The following is a 22,434-nucleotide window of genomic DNA, read 5'->3' as shown; positions in this document are numbered from 1 at the left end:
AGTGTCGACTTATCGCGGTGTCCATGGGGACTTTCCCGCGATAAGTCGACACTCGCTGCTGTCTGGGCTCATCACGGAGCGGTAACTCTGGGTCACGATCCGAGCGCTGTGCGCAGCAGTTTGGCCGGTACCGGTTAGGCTGTCGCGGATGGCTCTACTCTGGTTCACGCTGTCCGCACTGTGCTTCGTCTGTGCGGCCGTGCTGCTGTATGTCGATATCGGACGCCGCCGCAGTCGCGGACATCGCCGAAAGGCCTGGGCGCGATCCCACGGCTTCGACTACATGTCGCAGGACAAAGAGATCGTCAAGCGCTGGAACCGCGGCGTGATGTCGAGCGCGGGATCGGCCGCGGCCGCCAATGTGGTCCTCGGACAGATCCGCGGCGAGGCCGTTTACGTCTTCGACCTGGAGGACGTCGCGACCATCATCGCGCTGCACCGCAAGGTCGGCACCAACGTCATGGTGGACCTGCGACTCAAGGTCATGCAGGAGCCCCGCGAAGCCGATATCTGGCTGCTCGGCGCCATCGGCCCGCGCATGGTGTACTCCACCAACCTGGACGCCGCCCGTCGGGCCTGTGACCGGCGCATGGTCACCTTCGCCCACACCGCGACCGAGACCGCGGAGGTGTTGTGGAATGAACAGCACTGGACGCTGGCCGCGCTACCCATCAACAGCAACCGTGAGCAGTGGGACGAGGGCCTCAAGGCCGTCCGCCAGTTCAACGACCTGCTACGGGTGCTGCCTCCCTCCGGGGAATCGGCACCCTCGCCCATCCAGGCCGCCGAGCGCCCCAGCCGGCCTGTCGGTAGCAGTTCCGCCCCCGCCGTAGATCGGCAGCCCGCTCCCGTGGGTCAGGGCGGCCAGCCGCTCGGCCACTAGGAACGCCGCCAGAGCTGGCTCATCGGCAGCGGCCACCAGAACTTCTTGTCGAGAATCACCGCGAGGGTCGGCACCGTGAAGGTGCGCACCACGAACGTATCGATGATCAAGCCCAACCCGATCGTCGAACCCATCTGCGCGATGTTGATCAGACTCGACCCCATCATGGCGAACTGCGTCATCGCGAACACCAGGCCCGCCGTGGTCACCACTCCGCCGGTGCCGGCGATGGCACGGATGACCCCCGTGCGGATACCGGCGCTCATCTCTTCCTTGAAGCGCGACGCGACCAGCAGGTTGTAGTCGGCCCCCACCGATATCAGAATCGCGAAGACCGCCACCGGCACCGACCAGTGCAGCTGAATGCCGAGCACGTGCTGCCAGATCACCAGGGCCAGCCCGAGGGTTGAGGCAAAGGACACCAGCACCGAGCCGATGACGATCAGCGAGGCCACCAAACCGCGCAGCAGCAGCAGTACCACTGTGAAGATCACCGTCAGGCAGCCGATCATGATCAGCTTCTCGTCGCGATCGAGCATCACCCGCATATCGCCGATGAGCGCGGCCGGGCCGGCGATCTCGATCACGCTGCCTTCCAGGCGGGTGCCCTTGAGGGCGTACTTCATCTCATGGGCCAGATCCCGGACGCGCTGGATGCCTTCGTCTCCGTAGCTGCTGCCGCTGCCGATGACGATCATGCGGGTGGTGGTGCCGTCTTCGGAGAACATCATCTTCAGGTACGGCTTGAATCGCGGGTCCGAGAGCATTTGCGCGGGGAAGTAGAAGTAGTCCCCGGTGCCGGCGCTGCTTCGGCCGAGGTCCTGCATGAGCGAGGTCATGGTGTCGATCTGCGACATCATCTGCGTCATCTGCTCATTGGTCTCGGTCATCAGATCCTGCATCGAGGACATGGATTCGAGCATGCGTGGCATCGTCCGCGCGGCCTGGGTCAAACCTCCGGTCATGGAACCCGATGTGCTGACGAGGCTGCGCATCTGGTCGGTGACGCTGGACATGTTCTCGAAGTTCGACAAGGTTGATTGCGCACCCACGCACATCGGGTCGGCGGCGCAGTTGGGTTGCGCACGTACTGCCTCGCGGACGGGACCCATTGCCGAATTTAGCTGTGACTTAAGCTGATTCAGGCTGGACTGGATGGGCTGTGCGGCGGCACTGAATTGCTTGGCGCCCTGCTGCGCGGTCCGCAAGGTGCCTTGCAGGCCCTGGAGCGTGGACATCATCGAGTTCATGTCGTCGGTCATGGCGTGCATCCGCTGCTGCCGTTGCTCCATCACAATCTTGTTCTGCGACATCATCGTTCCGGCCATCCCCACGCTGTACATGAGCGAGGTTTGATCCATCGGCGTGCCGGTGGGCCGGGTGATCCACTGCACCGATGCCACGCTGTCCAGCTTGGTGATCTGCTGTGCGGCCTTCTCCAGGAGCCCGATGTTGGCCGAGGTACGCAGGTCTTCGGGAGCCCGGATCAAAATCATGTCGGGGTTCATCTGCCCTGCGGGAAAGTGCTCCTGAATCGCGTGCATACCGGCCGCACTGGGCATGTCCTTGGGGATGAACTGCAGTTCGTCATAGTTGAAGGAGGCGGTGGGGATCACCATCATGAGCAGGATCAAGGCGGCGAAGGTCGTGACGAATATCGGTCTGGGCCAACGTGCCACGCGAATACCGACCCGGCGCCACAGCCGAGTCGATCGGACGGTCGAGCGGGGCTCGAACCAGCCGAATCGGCGTGCCCCGATGAGTAGTGCGCCGGGCGTCACGGTCACCGCGGACAGCACGGTGAAGATCATGGTGATGGCCCCCGGTATGCCCATCGATTTCATCATGTCCAGTTGCGCGAATGACATGCAGGACAACGCACCCGCGACGGTCAGCCCGGACGCGATCACCACCGGTGCCACGCCCCGGTAACTGGCGCGGAACGCGTCGTCGACGCTGAGGCCGGCACGTCGACCTTCCTGATAGCGGCCGATGAAAAAGATGGAGTAGTCGGTGCCGGCGCCCAGCGCCAGCGCACCCATCAATGCATTGGTCATCATGGATGTGGGAATCAGCCCCGCCAAGGTGAGGAAGCTGGCGATCGGGGTCGCGATACCGACGGCAACACCCACGGTGATCAGCGGCAGGAACGCGACCACGAGTGAGCGGTAGACCAAGAGCAGCAGACCACCCACGAGCACCAGCGAGAGTCCTCCGATGATCACGACATCCCGCATCATCGTGTTGATCTGGTCGGCGGCGGCCTGACTTGTTCCGGTGGCATAGATCGTGGTTCCCGGCGGCTTCTCGATGTCATCGATGATGTGCTGCACGGCCTTGGCCGATTCCATGGCCTTGGGGCCGCCGATCTCCCCGGCCAGCTGCAGCTGCGCCAGTGCCACCTTCTTATCGGGGCTCTCCGATGCGGTGGCGAACTGTGGATCGGACCACATGTCCATGCCCGGTTCCACGTGCGCGGTATCGGCCCGCAGCTTTTTCATCAGTTCGGCACGGAACTGACGGTCGTGCTCGGTGAACGGTTGATCCTTGACGACAACCACCGCGGCGGTGTTGTTCGATTCGGACTCCCCGAAGGCCTTGGCCATGTGTTTGAGCGCCGCCGCCGATTGCGTGTTGGTCGGCATCATGGGACTGCCGTGGGTAAGGGCCAGTTCTTCGAGGTTCGGCGCCGAGGCCATCAGGCCGCCGGCCACCATCATCAGGAGCCCGATGACCACGACGGCGTGCCTGCTGATGATGCCGGCGAAGCGTCCGAATAGGGGACTGTCGTGCATCAGTGACCACCTTGTGGGTCGAGTTTCTGGAAGGCGACGAGGTTGCAGCTCACCGAGGGCGTGCGACCGGTGTCGGTCTTCTCGTCGGCCACCTTGCCGTCCACGGTGATGCGGCAGGTGACGGTGTTGGTCGATATCGCCGTGACACCTGCCGCGAATGCCAAGTCGCTGGTGGTCAGGCTGGTGCGCCACGGCGCGGGGCCGTTGAAGAGCTTGGATTGGCCCTTTTCGTCGAGGTAGGAGACCGTGACGGGACGGCCTTCGCTGGACACCTCGTACGTCACCGTCTTGGGTTGGCTCAGCGACATGGCGCTCACCGCTTGTGTGGTCGGGGTGACCTCGGGTGTCGGCAGTGCAACCTTTGGCGCGGTGGTTATGTAGGTGCCCGCGGCGACCCACAACACGGCGAGTACCGGGTAAATCCAGCGCTGACGCTCGATGAGCCACACCACCAGCCGGTCAAACATTTCGCGATGCTAGCAACGCTTGCTCCCGCAAGCGGCAGTTTCCGGACAATTTGTACCAGTAACATTTAGTACCGGTTATACGGCGGGTTGAGGTGCGCGGCCAGCCGGTACGCTGACCAACCATGGCAGCCACGAATTCCGTGCGCCCCGTGGCGCTGGTCACCGGCCCCACCTCGGGCCTGGGGGGTGGTTTCGCCCGTAAGTACGCCTCACTCGGATACGACGTGGTGCTCGTCGCCCGCGACGAGCAGCGCCTGAGCGCCCTCGCCGACGAACTCACCTGCCGGTATGGCGTGCACGCGGAGGTACTGTCCGCCGACCTCGCCGATGCCGCCGATCGCGCGAAGGTCGCCGAGCGCATCGCTGCCGGAATATCGGTGTTGATCAACAACGCCGGATTCGCGACCGCCGGCGAGTTCTGGACGGCGGCGCCCGAGCTGTTGCACTCGCAACTGGACGTCAATGTCACCGCGGTCATGGAGCTCACCCGTGCGGCCCTTCCGTCGATGGTCGCGGCGGGCGCCGGCACCGTCATCAACGTGGCGAGCGTGGCGGGCCTGGTTTCCGGGCGCGGGTCGACGTACTCGGCCTCCAAGGCCTGGGTGGTTTCCTTCACCGAGGGATTGGCAAATGGGTTGTTGGGCACCGGAGTTGGTATGCACGTGTTGTGCCCGGGATTCATCCACACCGAGTTTCACGAGCGGGCCGGAATCGAGATGGGCACCATCCCGGAATTCATGTGGCTCCAGGTCGACGATGTGGTCAACGCATGTCTGCAGGACATTGCGGCAGGTAAGGTGCTCAGCGTTCCGGGCATCCAGTACAAGGCGATCACCTCGGTAACACGGGTAATACCAAGAGGTTTGGTGCGGAAATTCAATAGTGTGGTAGGACGGGGTCGTGGCAGAACTTGATTTAGGACCGGATCTCAATGCGGCCGAGCGTGATGAGTTGGCGGCCCTGGTCCGCGATATCGCGGTGGTGCACGGCAAGGTGACGTTGTCGTCGGGCAAGGAAGCCGACTACTACGTCGATCTGCGCCGCGCCACCTTGCATCACCGGGCGGGCGCCCTGATCGGTCGGCTGGTGCGCGAGCTGACCAATGACTGGGACTACGCCGGTGTCGGCGGACTCACCCTGGGAGCCGATCCCGTCGCGACGGCTGTCATGCATGCCCCGGGACGGCCCATCGACGCGTTCGTTGTGCGCAAGTCAGTGAAAGCTCATGGCATGCAACGGCTTATCGAGGGATTTGAGGTGACCGGGCAGCGGGTGCTGGTGGTCGAAGACACCAGCACCACTGGTGGGTCCGCACTCACGGCCGTGCAGGCGGTCCGCGAGGCCGGAGGCGAGGTGATCGGGGTGGCCACCGTCGTGGACCGTGATACCGGCGCCGCCGAGGCGATTCGCGCCGAAGGTGTTCCCTATCGGTACGTGCTGGGACTGGCGGATCTCGGCCTGGCCGGATCGTGACCTTCCGTCGGGCCCTCGCCGCGCTGGTCGCCGGGGTCCTGGTCTTGACGGGCTGCTCGAAAGACCTTGAGAAGGAACTGGTTTACGGCGCACCGACTGCCAAGGTCGGTGAGACGCAGAGCCTGCTGGGCTGGAATCTCAGCGTCGCGAACCTGCGGTTCCAGAACGGGTATGTGCTGGTCGATATCACGGGGGCGGCCGCGAAACCGGAGGAGAAGCCCGCCGCTGCCGGTGATCTGCGTTTCGGGCTGTACGGGTCGTTGGCGCATCCATTGGAGGTGCCGGCCCTGGGCAGTTGCCGCGACGTGGCCGACCTTTCCGTGCATCCGCTGACCGCGACCCCCTCGGCGGGCGCCGCGACCGGCCTCACCGGCACGGTGTGCCTGGGGCCGATGCAGAACCAGAGCGCGGTACGGGGGGTGTACGCGTACTCGGCCAAGGACCGCATCGCCGGGTCCACCGTGGCGTACCCGGTGGCCTACCCGATGGGACTGCTGCCCACGCCGCAGAACGACTCCGGTCTGGTGATCGTCACCAAGAGCATGGAGGCCTGGCGGGCCAGCGGGCAGCAGATCAGCCAGGTGGACCTGGGCGATCCGAATGCATTCAACGGCAACGGATTCTCGCTGCTGGGTCTGAGTATTTCGGGAGTCGCGGCACGCTACCGGGACGAGTCGGCGGCGCGTGGTGGACCGCTCATGGTGACCGTGGCGCCGACATTGCCTGGGGAGGGGCTGGCGCGCAGCTGCGCCCTCTACGGGGCATCCGTGCTGGTGCTACCGGACGCATCCCTGGATGCCGTGCAGATGCAGCCGTCGTTATGTCTGCAGGGCGAGATCAACGCCGCGGTGCTCGCCGGCACCCTCTCGGTGATCGGCACCCACGCCGCGGTGTGGACGACTCGTGAGTGAGGCTCCCAAGGCTCGCGGGGATGAGCCGGCCGAGCCGTCTTTGTGGGGCGCCACCGGCAATGGCGTGGGACCGTGGGCGGACGAACGGGGCCTGCCGCTGCCGACAGACCCGCGCTACGACCCGGAGCTGTTGCGCGATGGTGATGCCCGCAATGTGGTTGATGCCTATCGTTATTGGCGCCGGGAGGCAATCGTCGCCGATATCGACACGCGGCGCCATCGACTGCACATCGCTATCGAGAATTTCGAGAACGATGCCAACATCGGCACGGTGGTGCGCACGGCCAACGCGTTCGCGGTGCACACCGTGCACATTGTCGGCCGGCGCCGCTGGAACCGGCGCGGCGCCATGGTCACCGATCGCTACCAGCGTCTGATGCACCATGACAGCACCGAGCAGCTTCTGGAGTACGCGAAGCTGACCGGCCTGACGGTGGTGGCCGTCGACAACGTCCCGGGATCGGTGCCCCTGGAGACCGCGGTGTTGCCCGCAGACTGCTTGATGGTGTTCGGACAGGAGGGTCCGGGTGTCACCGATGTATCGAAAGTCGGTGCGGTGATGACGGTTTCGATCGCACAATTCGGGTCTACCCGCAGCATCAACGCCGGGGTCGCCGCGGGTGTGGCCATGCATGCCTGGATCCGCCAGCACGCCGACCCGACCAAGGCGTGGTAGCCCGGGGCGGGCCACCCCTAGTATCAAGTGCATGGATGTGCTGTGGGCCAACCGCGCCAGTAGCGCCGAAGCCGCAATCACCGCCAGACACTTCTCGCCACTGTGGCACCTGCCGCGCATGCGCCTGGGCATCGTGACCTGGCCGCCCGCGCCGGGCGCTACCTGGTTCAAGAACTGGCACTACTGGTGGCAGGCGCATCTGCAGGACTGCCTGATCGATGCGCAGCTGCGCGACCCGCGCCCGGACCGGCTCAAGTACATCGCGGATATGCAACGCGCACACCGCTTCCGCAACGTCTTCATGTGGACCAACCAGTACTACGACGACATGGCCTGGTTGGCACTGGCCATGCAGCGCGCATCTGAGCTGTTGGGTCTGGAGCGTCCGCGTGCGCTCAACCGGCTGCGCCAGCAGTTCCTCGATGCCTGGATGCCGCAGTACGGCGGCGGCATACCGTGGCGCAAACAGGACAAGTTCTTCAACACCCCAGCCAACGGCCCGGCGGCAATCGTGTTGGCGCGCACCGGAAGAGTGTGGCGGGCCGAGGTGATGTCCGACTGGATCGACAACACCCTCGTCGACCCCGAATCGCATCTGGTAATCGACGGCATCCAGGAGGACGGCACCCTGGAACGGGCTACCTACACCTATTGCCAGGGTGTGGTGCTGGGGCTGGAGACCGAGCTTGCCGTGCGGACCGGGGAGTCCCGGCATGCCGAGCGTGTGCATCGGCTTGTGCACGCGGTCAAGGATCACATGACGGCCGAAGGCGTGATTCGTGGTAGCGGTGGCGGAGATGGCGGGCTCTTCAACGGCATTCTGGCTCGTTATCTGGCGTTGGTGGTCACCACGCTGCCGGAGAACTCCCCGCGGGACACCGATGCCCGAGCCGTCGCCCGTGACATCCTGCTGACCTCGGCCGAGGCCGCCTGGACCAACCGGCTGACAGTGGAAGACCTTCCGCTGTTCGGTGCGGATTGGACGCGCACGGCCGCGTTGCCGACCGTGCAGTCCCAGGCGTCGCAGTTCATCGCCGGTGCGGTCAATCCGTCGAAGGTCCCCGAGCGTGATCTGTCGGTGCAGCTGTCCGGGTGGATGCTCCTCGAGGCCGCGCACGTGGTGGCCTGACATGGCGCGTGAGGATTTCAGCTTCTTTCATCCTTTGCGCGTGCGGTGGGCCGAGGTCGATATGCAGGGCGTCGTCTTCAACGCCCACTATCTGGCGTTTTTCGACGCCGCGCTCACCGAATACTGGGCCGCGTTGACCGGTGCGCGTAATGCCGAGGGCGACGGGATCTTTGAGCACATGTACGTGGTGAGGTCGGTCATCGATTATCACGCGCCCGCCCGCTTCGACGACGTCCTCGACATCGGGGTGCGCATCGCCCGGATGGGGACGGCGAGCATGACCTGTCACTTCGAAATACACCGCGGCGGAGAACATCTCATCACCGGCGAGACGGTGTACGTGCACGCGATCGACGGCACCTCCACCCCGTTCCCGGATGATTTTCGGGGCAAGGTGGCCGCGTTCGAGACGACGCCGGTGCGTGCCTAGTTGAGACGGGCCTTATCAGGGTTCGTCGAGGTGCCCCTCGTTGCGGGCATGGCATACCTTCCACGAGCCATCGACCTTCTCGGTGTGATAGACCAGGTTGATCCCGTTGCCGCCCGGATCCTGGGGGTGGTGCTCGGAAGTCAACTGGGCCAGCAGGTCGACCTGACCGGGCGGTGATCCCAGCTCCACAGGGCGCAAGACCTCTATGTGTGCCAACCCGATGCGGTCGCGCTGAGACTGCATGACCTGGCGGACCTGTTCGTCGGTGCCCGCGGAGGTGGCGGCGGCAAGGCGACCGCACACCGTGGCACGCATCAGGGGCACGTCGACATTGTTGGTTGCGTTTATGTACGTCTGCACAGCCTCCGACGCACCCGCGACATCCGCCGGTGCGGGCTCGGCGCCGGCGGGCGCCGCAAAGCCCCAACCCATCAGCGCGATCGCCGTCAGATAACTGTTGATCTTCCCCACAGCGCGACATTAGCGTAGTTTGCTATCGCGCACACCTGGGCACATTCACCCGTATTTAGCGGGTAGCCGTGGATCTGGCTGGCGAGTTGTTTCGAGTGCGTACTAAGCCTCGGGAGCGGCCTCCGGCTGCTTCGCGGCCTTACGGCGGCGCATCCATTCGAAGAACATCGGGGCCACCGAGACCAGCACGATCAGGATGAAGATGGGTTCGAGCAGCTTCTGAATGATCTCGAACTGACCCAACCAGTAGCCCAGCAGCGTGAGACCGACGCCCCAGACGACCGCGCCCAGGATGTTGTACAGGGCGAAGATCGGGTAGCTCATCTTGGCCGCGCCTGCCGTGATCGGCGCCAGGGTGCGCACGATCGGAACGAACCGGGCGATCACGATGGCAAACGGGCCGCGCTTCTCGAAGAAGGCGTGCGCTTCCTCGAGGTACTTCTGCTTCAGGAAGCGGGCATCGGGCTTGAACATCGACGTGCCGATGCCGCGACCAATCCAGTAGCCGACCTGACCGCCCAGGATGGCGGCGATGGGAATGAAGACCAGCAGCTGCCACAGCTGGAAATTGGCCTGCGGGGCACCGTCCGCGGCGGCGGCTGCGGTACCGGCCGCCAGCATCCCTGCCACGAACAACAAGGAATCACCGGGTAGCACCGGAAACAGCACGCCCGACTCCACGAAGATCACTACCAGCAACCCGAGCAGCGCGAGGGTTCCGAAGTGGCCGAGTAATTTGACCGGATCCAGGAAATCCGGCATGAGTGCCAGGGTGGTGACGGATCCGGGTGCTGCCAGCAAGTTCACGGCGCCAACAGTACCGTCGATATCTGTCGTAAACCTGGCTGCCTTATGGTGAGGGGCGAATCCGCAGAGCTGACATGGAGGTCGTCGAAGTGCCCATCGCCACGCCCGAGGTCTACGCCGAAATGCTGGACCGGGCCAAGGAGCATTCCTTTGCCTTCCCGGCCATCAACTGCACCTCATCGGAAACCATCAACGCCGCGATCAAAGGTTTCGCCGACGCGGGTAGCGACGGCATCATCCAGTTCTCCACCGGTGGTGCGGAATTCGGTTCGGGTCTGGGCATCAAGGACATGGTGACCGGCGCGGTCGCGCTCGCCGAGTTCGCGCACGTGGTCGCCGCCAAGTACGGCATCACCGTCGCCCTGCACACCGATCACTGCCCCAAGGACAAGCTGGACAGCTTTGTGCGTCCGCTCATCGCCATCTCTCAGGAGCGGGTGGTCGCCGGGCAGAACCCGCTGTTCCAGTCCCATATGTGGGACGGCTCGGCGGTGCCGATCGGCGAGAACCTCGAGATCGCGCAGGAACTGCTGGCGGCGACCGCGAAGGCGCACATCATCCTCGAGGTGGAGATCGGTGTGGTCGGCGGTGAAGAAGACGGCGTCGAGGCCGAGATCAACGAGAAGCTCTACACCTCGTCGGAGGACTTCGAGAAGACCGTCGAGGCACTTGGTGTCGGCGAGAACGGCCGGTATCTCCTGGCCGCGACCTTCGGCAACGTGCACGGTGTGTACAAGCCCGGAAACGTGAAGCTCAAGCCGGAGGTGCTGGCCGAGGGGCAGCGCGTTGCCTCGGCCAAACTTGGTCTGGCAGAGGGCTCCAAGCCGTTCGACTTCGTGTTCCACGGCGGGTCGGGCTCGCTGAAGTCCGAGATCGAGGACTCGCTGCGCTACGGCGTCGTGAAGATGAATGTCGACACCGATACCCAGTACGCATTCACCCGGCCGATCGCCGGGCACATGTTCGCCAACTATGACGGTGTGCTCAAGATCGACGGCGAGGTGGGCAACAAGAAGACCTACGACCCGCGCAGCTACCTGAAGAAGGCCGAGGCCAACATGACTGAGCGTGTCATCGAGGCCTGCAACGACCTGAAGTCGGCGGGCCGGTCGGTCTCGGCCGGATTGGCCTAGTCGCCTCCGGTCGTTCCCGTTCTCCTGTCAGCGGCCAACAACTGGTGGGAGACTTCCTCCCGCGGGTGATCACGTCCGCGGGAAGAGGGAGTCGTGGCGGATCTCTGGCGGAAAGTTCTGGTGGTCCTTGAGCGGTCGGCGGGAGTGGCGGCCCTGGTCGCACTCGTGCTGGCGGTGACGGCGTTGGTGCTGGTCCTATCCCGTGGGCGGGCACCGGCTCAAGCTGATTACACGGCGGCGCAGCGGGCCGATGCGAAGACGCAGGCGTGTGCCAGCGCGAGTTTGGTTCGTAACGCTGTCATGCTGAACACCAACCGGGCGCTTCCCGAGAACGCCGGCGTGGTGGGGACGCTGGCCAGCGCTGCCAACGCACGGATCGCACTTTTCAACGGCGGACAGTATCTGCTGGCGCGGCTGGACCCTGCGACGCCGCCCGATCTTGCGGCGAGCATTCGGGACTTCGGCAACGCGCTCATGGACGTGGGTGCGGCGGCTATTGCTGAGACACCGAACACCGACCCGAAGCAGGCGCAGCGGCTGAGCAAGGCCGACGAGCTGAGCAAGCACATCGTCGAACTCTGCAAGTAGTCCTTATCTGACACGTGTGCAGTGATCATGCTGTTCGCGCCGTTCATATTTCGCTACACATGTTCGTTTTCGCGATATTTCTGGGACCTCGAATCCCAGTGGGGTGTTGTGTGGCTACGGCACTACAGCCTTAGTAGACACGGTTGTCAATTGTCCATTACCTGACTCGGAAGTCAGGTAATTGGCAAATTCCTTGAAGTTTCACTAAATCAGGCATTTATACGTTCTTAAATGCATGTTTAAGATTTTCTCAGGTTACTTTTCCGATTCTCAGCGCATTTTTGCTCCATGACGTCTAATCTCGCCGTTACCGGCTCACATCGGCGTGTGCCGGATGGTCAGGCAAGTGAGGCAGTCATGCAGGCGTCGCGATCCCAAACTGTCCTCGCAATATTTGCGACAGCGGTCCTTCTCGCGGGTGGCAGTAGTTCGGTCTCCAAGTCGCTCATCGAGAAGCAGCGATTACTCTTCAGCGGCGACACCAGCCTGACGGCCTACTCCGGATCCCTGCCCGCGGTGGCTGTGACACCAAACTCGGCCCCGACCTCTGAAGCGCAGGGTTATGCGGACACCGCGGCCGGCGCCGCCGCAGTGGCCGACCTGATGGCCAAGGCCGCCGCCGATGCGGCCGCTCGCGCGGCACTGCGTAAGGCCGAAGCAGACAAGGCGGCAGCCGAGGCCGCAGCCAATCCGGCGGTCGCGGAGAAGCAAGCGCAGGCCGCGGCGGCCGCTGCCGCGGCAGAACAGGCGCGCCATGACGCCGACGATGCGGCGCGGGCGGCACTGGACGCACAGGCGGTTCTCGAAGCCGCGGCTGCTAATCAGAGCGCCGCGCAGGCGGCTGCGGCGGCCAACGAGAAGGCCTACCAGGATGCGAAGGCCGCCGCCGATGCCGCCGCTGCTCAGCAGCAGGCTGCCGATGCGGCGAAAGCCGCCGCGGAGCAGGCATTCGCCGATGCGCAGAGTCATGCTGCGGTGGGGGACAAGGCGTATCAAGATGCCAAGGCGGCACTCGACGCCGCCAGCGCTGCGCAGCGGGCTGCCGATGCGGCCAGGGCCGCTGCCGATGCTGCACTGGCCGAGGCGCAGAGCAAGGCCGCAGCCAACGACAAAGCCTTGTCTGACGCTACCGCCGCCCAGGCAGCGGCGGACAAGGCGGCCGCAGATGCGTTGGCGGCCAAGACCACTGCCGACACCGAGCGTGCCAACGCCGACAAGATCGCGTCGGATGCGGCTGCTGCCAAGGATGCTGCGGCGTCGAAGGCTGCGGATGCGGCCAGGGCTGCTGCGGATGCGGCGGCGGCGAAGACGGCTGCGGAGCAGGCTTTTGCTAATGCGCAGAGTCATGCTGCGGTGGGGGATAAGGCGTATCAGGATGCCAAGGCTGCGTTGGATGCGGCCACTGCCGATAAGGCGGCCAAGGATGCCGCCAAGACCGCCGCCGACGCGGCCCGCGCCGAGGCCGACAGGGTCGCGCAAGCAGCGGCCGCCGCGGCAACCGAGGCGGCTGGAAAGGCGGCCGCGGCGCAGCAGGCCGCCATTGACGCGGCCGCACAGAAGACGGCTGCCGACGCCGCGCTGGCGGATGCCTCTAGGGCCGCCGCCGATGCCGCAGCCGCGAAAGACGCTGCCGCGTCCAAGGCCGCGGATGCCGCGAAGGCATCGGCGGATGCATTGGCCGCCAAGACAGCTGCCGATGCGGTAGTGACCGACGCGCAGGGCAAGGTTGCCGCCAGTGAGAAGGCCCTGGCTGACGCCAGCGCGGCCAAGGTCGCCGCCGATGCCGATAAGGCCGCCAAGGATGCGGCTAAGACTGCCGCGGATGCCGCCTTGGCGGATGCCTCGAGGGCCGCTACCGATGCCGCCGCTGCCAAGGATGCTGCCGCGTCGAAGGCCGCCGATGCGGCCAGGGTCGCTGCGGATGCGTTGGCGGCCAAGACCGCCGCGGATGCCGCCTCCACGGATGCGCAGACCAAGGCCACCGCCGCCGCGGCGGCCTCGACTGATGCTACTGCCGCCAAGGCCACCGCCGATAAGGCCGCTGCGGATGCGTTGGCGGCCAAGACCACTGCCGATCAGGTGGCCACACAAGCGAAGTCGGCCGCTGATGCGGCCGCCGCTGACAAGGCAGCGAAGGACGCCGCGCAGGCCGCCGCCGATGCCGATAAGGCCGCCAAGGATGCGGCGAAGACTGCCGCGGAAGCGGCGTTGACGGATGCTTCGAAGGCGGCGTCGGATGCGGCTGCTGCCAAGGATGCTGCGGCGTCGAAGGCTGCGGATGCGGCCAGGGCTGCTGCGGATGCGGCGGCGGCGAAGACGGCTGCGGAGCAGGCTTTTGCTAATGCGCAGAGTCATGCTGCGGTGGGGGATAAGGCGTATCAGGATGCCAAGGCTGCGTTGGATGCGGCCACTGCCGATAAGGCGGCCAAGGATGCCGCCAAGACCGCCGCCGACACCGCGCTGACAGATGCACAGGCCAGGGTCGCCGCCAGCGAAAGCGCCTTGACCGCGGCCACCGCTGCGAAGGTGGCGGCTGATCAGGTGGCTGCGGATGCGTTGGCTGCGAAGACTGCTGCGGATGGGGCGGCGGCGCAGGCAAAGTCGGTTTCGGATGCGGCGAATGCGGATAAGGCTGCTAAGGATGCTGCGAAGGTGGCGGCTGATCAGGTGGCGGCGGATGCGTTGGCTGCGAAGACTGCTGCGGATCAGGCGGCGGCGCAGGCGAAGTCGGTTTCGGATGCGGCGAATGCGGATAAGGCTGCTAAGGATGCTGCGAAGGTGGCGGCTGATCAGGTGGCGGCGGATGCGTTGGCTGCGAAGACTGCTGCGGATCAGGCGGCGGCGCAGGCGAAGTCGGTTTCGGATGCGGCGAATGCGGATAAGGCTGCCAAGGATGCCGCCAAGGCCGCGGCCGATCAAGCTGCCGCTAATGCTGCTTCGGCCAAGACGGCGGCCGATGCCGCGCTGACGACCGCCCAGACCAATGCCACCGCAAGCAATCAAGCGTTGGCCGATGCCACCGCGGCCAAGACAGCCGCCGATACTGACAAGGCGGCCAAGGATGCCGCTAAGACCGCGGCGGATCAGGCCGCAGCACAGGCAGATACGGCAGCTCGAGCGGCTGCGGATGCCGCAGTGGCGGCGGGCCAACGGGCAATAGATGCGGGCAAGGCGGCGAGTGACGCCGCCGCTGCCAAGGCTGTCGCCGATGGTGTGCTGGCCGATGCCGGCCGGGCGGCCTCAGATGCCGCCGCTGCCAAGACCCTTGCCGATCAAAAAGACGCCGCTGCGGCGCAGGCCTCGGCGGATGCGTTGGCTGCGAAGACTGCTGCGGATCAGGCGGCGGCGCAGGCGAAGTCGGTTTCGGATGCGGCGAATGCGGATAAGGCTGCCAAGGATGCCGCCAAGGCCGCGGCCGATCAGGCTGCCGCTAATGCTGCCGCTGCGAAGACTGCTGCGGATCAGGCAGCAGCGCAGGCCAAGACGGCGTCGGATGCGGCGAATGCGGATAAGGCTGCTAAGGATGCTGCGAAGGTGGCGGCTGATCAGGTGGCGGCGGATGCGTTGGCTGCGAAGACTGCTGCGGATCAGGCGGCGGCGCAGGCCAAGACGGCGTCGGATGCGGCGAATGCGGATAAGGCTGCCAAGGATGCCGCCAAGGCTGCGGCGGATCAGGCTGCTGCTAATGCTGCTTCGGCCAAGACGGCGGCCGATACTGCGCTGACGACCGCCCAGACCAATGCCACCGCAAGTAATCAGGCGGTGTCGGATGCTCAGACAGCACTCACCGCGGCCAACACCGCCAAACAGAACGCCGACGCGGCGAAGACCGCTGCGGATCAGGCGGCGGCGCAGGCCAAGACGGCGTCGGATGCGGCGAATGCGGATAAGGCTGCCAAGGATGCCGCCAAGGCTGCGGCGGATCAGGCTGCTGCTAATGCTGCTTCGGCCAAGACGGCGGCCGATACTGCGCTGACGACCGCCCAGACCAATGCCACCGCAAGTAATCAGGCGGTGTCGGATGCTCAGACAGCACTCACCGCGGCCAACACCGCCAAACAGAACGCCGACGCCGCAAAGGTGAATGCGGACAAGGCGTTAAGCGATGCACAGAAGGTCGTCGACGCCATCCAGAAGGTCAAGGACGACGCTACCGCCGCGGCCGCGACGGCCCAGAGTACGCAGACCGCTTATCAAAACGCTCACGCAGCCACGGTTGCGGCGCAGCAGCAGCGCGATCAGGCGCAGGCAGACGTCACCTACTACACAACCAACCTCGTCGGTATCGCCGCCAACCTGGCATCCCTGGGCACCCTCCTGGCCGGCGCCCAGCAGCGGCTCACGGCAGGCAATGCGGCAGTGACGCAGGCTCAGGCCACCGAAGCGACCGCCAAGACCGCCGCCGATAACGCCGCTGCCGCCAAGACCGTTGCCGATGCCGCGGCGGCGACGGCCATCAGCCAGGAGCCCGCGGCGATCGCGGCGCGCAATACGGCACAGACCAACGCGAACACCGCGAACAACAACGTCACAGCCGCAGCGCAACAGGTCAGCACCGCGCAGCAGGCCGTCACCACCACCGCTGCGGCCAAGGTAGTGACCGACCAGGCATTGACCGACGCAACGAATGCCGCTGCTGCCGCGGCGGCCGCCAAGACGGTAGCGGATCAGAATGCTGCGGCGGCGCAGACGGCTGCGGATGCGGCTGCGGCGGTGAAGGTCACCACGGATAAGGCGTTGGCCGATGCGAACAAGGCCGCCAGCGACGCGGCGGCGGCCAAGACCCTCGCCGATCAGAAGGTCGTAGACGCCCAGCAAGTTGTCACCGATACCACTGCGGCCAAGGTGGTGACGGATAAGGCGTTGGCCGATGCGAACAAGGCTGCCGGTGATGCGGCTGCGGCCAAGACGGTTGCGGATCAGAATGCTGCGGCGGCGCAGACGGCTGCGGATGCGGCTGCGGCGGTGAAGGTCACCACGGATAAGGCGTTGGCCGATGCGAACAAGGCTGCCAGTGATGCGGCGGCGGCCAAGAGCACAGCGGACCAAGCGGCTGCCGACGCTGCTACTGCCGTCACCAATGCTGATGCCGCCAAGGCCGCCGCCGATCAGGCTTCGGCGAATGCCGCCACGGCGGCCACGGCCGCAGCAGACGCGGCCTCCGTGGCCGCTCAAAACGCCACCGATGCCAAGGCCGCTGCACAGGCCGCCGCTGCGGCCAAGTCGACGGCGGACGCGGCATTGGGTGATGCGCAGACCAAGGCCGCGGCCGCCGCCACGGCGTTGACCGACGCCGCCAAGGCTGCCAGCGACGCCGCGGCAACCGCGAGCGATGCCGCCGACAAGGCCGTCGCCGCCAAGACAGTCGCGGATGCGGCTGCGGCGGTGAAGGCCGCTGCGGACACCGCGCTGGCGGATGCCGATAAGGCGGCGGCGGATGCCGCGGCGGCCAAGGCGGTTGCCGATCAGAAGGCGGCAGATGCCAGGGCTGCGGCGGACGCCGCCACCACCGACAAGGCGGCAGCCGAGGGGGTGCTGGCAGATGCGGACAGGGCCGCGGCGGATGCGGCCGCTGCCAAGGTGGCTGCCGATCAGAAGGCCGCCGACGCGCGTACGGCATCGGATGCTGCTGCCGCGGCGAAGGCAGCTGCGGATGGGGCATTGGCAGACGCCGATAAGGCCGCTCTCGATGCCGCTGCCGCCGCCAGGGATGCTGCCGACAAGTCCACCGCCGCACAGGCCGCCGACGACGCGGCGGCAGCGGTCAAGTCTGCGGCGGATACGGCATTGGCCGATGCGGGTAAGACCGCCACCGACGCGACGACGAGCGCCAACGACGCCGCCGACAAGGCAACCGCTGCCAAGACAGCCGCCGATGCTGCTGCGGCCATCAAGTCTGCGGCGGATACGGCATTGGCCGATGCGGGTAAGGCTGCCGCTGATGCCGCTGCCGCTACCACCGCTGCGGACCAGAAGGCCACTGACGCGGCTGCCGCCGCCGATGCTGCCGCTGCGGCAAAGATAGCCGCCGACAAGGTGTTCACCGATACTTCGAAGGCTGCCGCCGACGCCGCTGCCGCTGCCAGTGATGCCGCTGACAAGTCCGCAGCCGCGCAGGCCGCCGATGACGCGGCGGGCGTGGCAAAGTCCGCGGCGGACAAGGCGGTCGCGGACGCCGGTAAGGCTGTCTCGGATGCGGGCGCGGCCAAGGCCGCCGCGGATCAGGCGGCGGCGCAGGCCAAGTCGGCCTCCGATGCGGCTGCTGCGGCGAAGGCCAGTGCCGATCAGGCGCTGACGGATGCAAACAAGGGCGCGACTGACGCGGGCACCGCTGCCCAGGATGCCGCGGACAAGGCCGCTCTTGCCATCCAGGCCGCCGTCGATGCGACATCCGCAAAGGAGGCAGCCGACCAGAAGGCAACGGATGCGGCCAAGGTTGCATCGGATGCGTTGGCGGCCAAGGCTGCTGCCGATCAGAAGGCGGCCGAGGCCAAGTCGGCCTCCGATGCGGCCGCTGCGGCGAAGGTGGCTGCGGACGGAGCCTTGGCGGCTGCGGACAGTGCTGTTCAAGGTGCGGTTTCCGCGTCGGATGCGGCGGGTGTACAGGCCGGGCAGGCGGCGCAGGCTGCTGCGGCCGCGCAAGCCGCGAAGGCAGCCGCCGATCAGGCCTTGGCCGCGGCCGATCAAGCGGCCAAGGACGCCCTGTCGACATCCGATGCGGCGAATCAGGCATCGGCAGATGCCGCCAAGGCTGCCGCCGACGCCGCGGCCGCCAAGAGTGCCGCCGATCAGAAGGCCGCCGATGCGGCAAAGGCAGCTTCCGATGCGGCCGGTATCAAGGACGCTGCTGACCAGAATGCGGCCGCTGCCAAGGCTGCCGCCGATGCTGCCGCCGCGGCGAAGTCCGCTACCGATGGCGCGCTGGCCGGCGCGGACCAGGCCGCCAAGGATGCCGCTGCGGCGAAAGAAGCTGCAGATCAACAGCTTTCCGGTGCCACCACATCGGCCGACGCGGCTGCTGCGGCCAAGGCGGCCGCGGACAAGGCCCTGGCAGATGCCAGCGCGGCAGCGAAGGCCGCCACGGATGCCGCCACGAATGCCGGCGACAAGGCAGCCCAGGACGCCAAGGCCGCGGCCGATGCTCAGGCAGCCAAGGCTGCTGCCGACAAGGCACTGGCAGATGCGGCCAAGGCCGCTCAGGATGCTCAGGCGGCCAAGGACGCTGCGGCGGCCAAGGCCACTCAGACCGCGGATGCGGTGCAGACGGCGACCGATGCGGCGGTCGCCGCGAAGGCTGCTGCCGAGCAGGCAGTCGGTGATCAGAAGGCCGTCATCGACGCGGCAACTCAAGCAGGGGTGGACAAGGCCGCCGTCGATAAGGCCGCGGCTGACGCGCTGCGGTCCGCGGAAGCCGCCGCCGCATCCGCCGAGCGTGCTGCCAACGCCGCCAAGGTGTTCGCCGAAGCTCAGGCTGCCGCTGATCGTGACCGCGCCGCGGCGGATCAGGCGTTGAAGGACAAGGACGCTTCGGCGCAGGCGGCGGCAGCCGACTCCGCCAAGGCCGCCGCGGATCGCGCTGCCGCTGCCACTCTCGAGGCGGCAAGTGCTTCCGATGCGGCAGCGGTCCAGGCCGCCGAGGGGCAGGCGGCGTTCCAGAAGTTGGCGGCCGAGAAGGCTGCCGCGGACCGGGCGGCGATGGACAAGTCCGCGGAGGAAGCTAAGCAGCGCCTCAATATCATTGCCGCGGATTGCCGCCCGATCTTCGCCGAGGCTGCGGCTGCGGCTCAGACCGATCCGAAGGCTCAGGCGGACCAGAAGGTCCAATCCACCGAGATCCAGGTCGGTGCCGCCGCGCAGTTGGCGCAGGCGCGTGACACCCAGCAGTCATCCGCTGAGCGTGCGGTGACAGACAAGACCGCGGCCGCGGCGAGTGCGGGCGCCGTGGCGGGCAGTGCGGTGTCCGACGCATCGGCTGCTCGCGCCAAGGCCGTCGAGACCGCGCAACGGGCCGCGGCCACGCAGACCGCATTGGATACCGCATTGACCACGGGGGCACCGGCGCCCGAGGTCGCCGAGGCACAGACCGCAGCCCGGATCGCCGCGGAACAGGCCGATGAGGCCGAGCGTGCGGCACAGGCCGCCGAGGCGCTGGCCGCGCAGGCTACGGCCGCCGCACAGACGGCCGCGGGAGACCGGGCGGCCGCGGAGGCGGCCGCCAAGGCCGCCGCCGACCAGGCGGCAGCGGCGCGAGCAGATGCGCAGAAGGCCGCTGACGAGCTCGCTGCGGCACAACAGAAGGCCGACGGCTACGCGGCGGCCAAGGCGGCCGCTGACAAGGCCGCTGCGGATTACGCCGCCGCTGCTGCGAAGGACCGGCTCGCGTCCGCGAAGTCGGCTGAGGAAAAGGCAATCGCCGAACGTGCTTATGCCGATTGCGTTTCGGGGATGGCGGGCAAGTGCGGAGCCACCAATGTCGGCAACGGGGGCTCGGCATGGAACCTGTTCGGCGGACGCCCGCTGTTCGGACCGGGTGGGTTGATCATCGGTGACGGTTCACCCAACGCGGCCGGTGTGTACACCCAGCGCCCGCTGTTCGGACCGGGCGGCCTGATCATCGGTGACGGTGGCCTCGGCCAGGATGGCGGTCTGCTGATCGGCAACGGCGGCAAGGGATTACCCGGTCAAAAGGGTGGCAACGGCGGTCTGCTGTTCGGTAACGGCGGCGCCGGCGGTGACGGACTGCCCGGGCAGAAGGGTGGCGACGGCGGTAACGCCGGTCTGATCGGCACCGGCGGTGCGGGCGGTAAGGGCGGCGACGCATCCGCGACGGCCGATGGCAAGACCGGTGTCGGCGGTGCGGGCGGTAACGGTGGCAAGGGCGGCGCACTGGCGGGTGACGGTGGTGCCGGCGGCAAGGGCGGAGAGGGCAGTAACTTCTTCACCGGAACGTCGACCGGCGGTGCCGGTGGTGACGGCGGCAGTGCGGGCATGCTCGGGAATGGTGGCGCGGGCGGCCAAGGTGGCACCTCGAATTCGTTTGATACCAGGGCATCCGAACCGGGAACCGGTGGTAATGGCGGTGCCGGCGGTAGCGGCGGCCTGGTCGCGGGCAGCGGCGGCGCTGGTGGTGCCGGTGGCGAGGCCAAGACAACCTATGGGGAGACCACGGGCGGTACCGGTGGCACCGGCGGAGCCTCGGGTGGTCTTACCGGTGATGGCGGTTCCGGTGGCACCGGCGGTGCTTCGTCGAGCCTGGGCGGCAGCGCGGTTGGCGGCGATGGCGGCAATGGCGCGAGTTCGCACGCCGTCGTCGGTAATGGCGGCAGCGGAGGGGCCGGAGGCAAGGCCGAGACCTCCAGCGGGCTCGTGAAGACCGGACCGGCCACGGGAGGTAAGGGCGGCACCGGCGGAAGTTCGGGTGTCATCGGCAATGGCGGTGGCGGCGGCGCCGGAGGCGATGCGAACGGCGATGGCACCAAGAGCACCACAAAAACTGGTGGGGTGGGCGGCAAGGGCGGTGCATTCGGTAAGGACGGTCGTGCAGGTGCCGATGGTTCCGCCACGACAGGATCCGACACCGGATCCCATACCAACGCTACGGGCTCGCGTGCCAGTGATGGTGGCGCCAACAAGTCCACGCCGGCAGGATCTGCGCGCGCGGGTACCTCATCGCACGGGACGAAGAAGCAGTCTGGTGGCGAAGGTGGGGACAGCGCGGGTGAGACGGGCGCCGGTTCGTCTAGCGGCTCCACCTCGTCTAGCGGTTCGAGCTCGTCCTCGTCCTCCGGTGGTTCGTCCTCGTCCGGTGGCGGCGGCTCGTCCTCGGGCTCGGGGAGTTAGTCGGACTGGCAGATCTTCCATTCCTTGTCGCGGAACTGCAGATCGAAGCTGCGCGATGAGCGGGTCTGCGGTGCGAACGCCATGAAAGAGGTGACATTGGCTTCGGCGTGCTCGCCGTTGACCACCACCTCGTCGATGCTGGCTACCACGGGGTACTGCTTGGCGGCGGCCACCTTCTGATAGGTCTGGGACCATTCGGCATCGGGGTAGCGGACGTAGCCGTCGCGGGTCTCGCCGCAGGTGATGGCGCGCAGCGCCGCCAGATTGCCGGTTTGGATGGCGTTGTCGTAGTTCTGAATGCTGTTGCGTACCAACTCTTCTTGCGATGCCTTCGGTGCGCTGGTACGCGAGATGATGACGGCCGCGAGCACGATCACCGCGGCCAGCGCGGCGACGACGAGTGTCAGCGCGATCACCCAGCCCCAGCTGCGCTTCTCTTCTTTGCGTGGTGCGATCGTCTCCGGGGTCGCGATCTTGGGGCGCGCCTGGGTCGCCAGTGGCTGGATCATCTCGGTCTTCGGATCGTCGCCGACGGGCGCGATCATCTCGGTCTTGTTGGCGTCGAAGCCCGGTGCCGTGTAGCGCGGAACGTCCGGTTTTGCCGGAGGCATCACGACGGTCTGCGCATCGTCGAGCGGGGGGACCGGGCCGGTATCGGCGGTATCGGATATCTCCGGGGTGTGCGCGGCGCCTTCCGGCTGCTCGGCAGAGTCCACAGGCTCGTCGCCCTGTGAGTCGGGCTTGGCCTCGGAATTTCCACCGGTGGGGTTCGCCATGCGTTTCGTTCCTTATCCGTGCTTAGCGCTCTTTCGCGCAGGCGCGATCGACCGC

At 66.6% G+C, this 22,434-nt stretch carries 15 protein-coding genes; 10 read left to right on the top strand and 5 right to left on the bottom strand.

Annotation, left to right across the window (positions count from 1 at the left end):
• Positions 1 to 148: 148 nt before the first annotated feature.
• Positions 149 to 883, top strand: a complete 735-nt coding sequence (gene ttfA / locus BB28_RS21545) for a trehalose monomycolate transport factor TtfA (RefSeq protein ID WP_030097156.1) — start codon at positions 149 to 151, stop codon at positions 881 to 883.
• Here ttfA and BB28_RS21540 read toward each other — a convergent pair.
• Together BB28_RS21540 and BB28_RS21535 are read right to left on the bottom strand one after the other, a co-directional pair.
• Positions 880 to 3,678: an MMPL/RND family transporter gene (locus tag BB28_RS21540; RefSeq protein ID WP_046254986.1), complete on the bottom strand. Its 2,799-nt coding sequence runs from the start codon at positions 3,676 to 3,678 to the stop codon at positions 880 to 882. The genes ttfA and BB28_RS21540 overlap by 4 nt on opposite strands.
• Entirely contained in the window at positions 3,678 to 4,145 is a 468-nt protein-coding gene (locus tag BB28_RS21535; RefSeq protein WP_046254985.1) for an MmpS family transport accessory protein, read from the bottom strand. The genes BB28_RS21540 and BB28_RS21535 overlap by 1 nt, the downstream gene beginning before the upstream one ends.
• Positions 4,146 to 4,267: 122 nt before the next feature.
• Here BB28_RS21535 and BB28_RS21530 point away from each other — a divergent pair, with 122 nt between their 5' ends.
• Genes BB28_RS21530 through BB28_RS21505 form a run of 6 tightly spaced genes read left to right on the top strand, consistent with a single transcriptional unit; the run spans position 4,268 to position 8,764 of the window.
• Positions 4,268 to 5,059, top strand: coding sequence for an SDR family NAD(P)-dependent oxidoreductase (locus BB28_RS21530; RefSeq protein WP_046254984.1), 792 nt, complete (start codon positions 4,268 to 4,270; stop codon positions 5,057 to 5,059).
• Entirely contained in the window at positions 5,046 to 5,618 is a 573-nt protein-coding gene (pyrE, locus tag BB28_RS21525; protein WP_046254983.1) for an orotate phosphoribosyltransferase, read from the top strand. The genes BB28_RS21530 and pyrE overlap by 14 nt, the downstream gene beginning before the upstream one ends.
• Positions 5,615 to 6,529, top strand: coding sequence for a hypothetical protein (locus tag BB28_RS21520; RefSeq protein ID WP_046254982.1), 915 nt, complete (start codon positions 5,615 to 5,617; stop codon positions 6,527 to 6,529). Before pyrE ends, BB28_RS21520 begins: the two co-directional genes overlap by 4 nt.
• A complete protein-coding gene (locus BB28_RS21515) occupies positions 6,522 to 7,205 on the top strand; it encodes a TrmH family RNA methyltransferase (RefSeq protein WP_046254981.1) in 684 nt (227 codons plus the stop codon). The genes BB28_RS21520 and BB28_RS21515 overlap by 8 nt, the downstream gene beginning before the upstream one ends.
• Positions 7,206 to 7,236: 31 nt before the next feature.
• Entirely contained in the window at positions 7,237 to 8,334 is a 1,098-nt protein-coding gene (locus tag BB28_RS21510; protein WP_046254980.1) for a glycoside hydrolase family 76 protein, read from the top strand.
• Between the two features lies 1 nt (position 8,335).
• Entirely contained in the window at positions 8,336 to 8,764 is a 429-nt protein-coding gene (locus BB28_RS21505; RefSeq protein WP_046254979.1) for an acyl-CoA thioesterase, read from the top strand.
• Between the two features lie 15 nt (positions 8,765 to 8,779).
• Here the strand turns inward: BB28_RS21505 and BB28_RS21500 are convergent, their stop codons facing one another.
• Both BB28_RS21500 and BB28_RS21495 read right to left on the bottom strand, forming a co-directional pair.
• Positions 8,780 to 9,235 carry a hypothetical protein gene (locus tag BB28_RS21500; RefSeq protein WP_046254978.1) on the bottom strand — a complete coding sequence of 152 codons (456 nt, stop codon included), beginning with the start codon at positions 9,233 to 9,235 and terminating at the stop codon, positions 8,780 to 8,782.
• Between the two features lie 102 nt (positions 9,236 to 9,337).
• Entirely contained in the window at positions 9,338 to 9,997 is a 660-nt protein-coding gene (locus tag BB28_RS21495; protein ID WP_046256056.1) for a DedA family protein, read from the bottom strand.
• 119 nt (positions 9,998 to 10,116) lie between these two features.
• Here BB28_RS21495 and fbaA point away from each other — a divergent pair, with 119 nt between their 5' ends.
• The 3 genes from fbaA (at position 10,117) to BB28_RS21480 (ending at position 21,603) form a co-directional block, all read left to right on the top strand.
• On the top strand, positions 10,117 to 11,175 hold the full coding sequence (gene fbaA / locus BB28_RS21490) for a class II fructose-bisphosphate aldolase (RefSeq protein ID WP_263854166.1): 1,059 nt from the start codon (positions 10,117 to 10,119) through the stop codon (positions 11,173 to 11,175).
• A 93-nt stretch (positions 11,176 to 11,268) separates the two neighbouring features.
• Positions 11,269 to 11,763: a hypothetical protein gene (locus tag BB28_RS21485; RefSeq protein ID WP_225421954.1), complete on the top strand. Its 495-nt coding sequence runs from the start codon at positions 11,269 to 11,271 to the stop codon at positions 11,761 to 11,763.
• 288 nt (positions 11,764 to 12,051) lie between these two features.
• The gene (locus BB28_RS21480; RefSeq protein ID WP_157889445.1) at positions 12,052 to 21,603 is read left to right on the top strand and encodes a hypothetical protein; all 9,552 of its coding nucleotides are present in this window, start codon (positions 12,052 to 12,054) and stop codon (positions 21,601 to 21,603) included.
• Here BB28_RS21480 and BB28_RS21475 read toward each other — a convergent pair.
• Positions 21,600 to 22,379, bottom strand: a complete 780-nt coding sequence (locus BB28_RS21475; RefSeq protein ID WP_030096231.1) for an Rv0361 family membrane protein — start codon at positions 22,377 to 22,379, stop codon at positions 21,600 to 21,602. The genes BB28_RS21480 and BB28_RS21475 overlap by 4 nt on opposite strands.
• Positions 22,380 to 22,434: the final 55 nt, after the last annotated feature.

Source organism: Mycobacteroides chelonae CCUG 47445 (assembly GCF_001632805.1).
GTDB classification, from domain to species: Bacteria; Actinomycetota; Actinomycetes; order Mycobacteriales; family Mycobacteriaceae; genus Mycobacterium; species Mycobacterium chelonae.
This window is presented reverse-complemented; position numbering and strand designations above follow the sequence as displayed.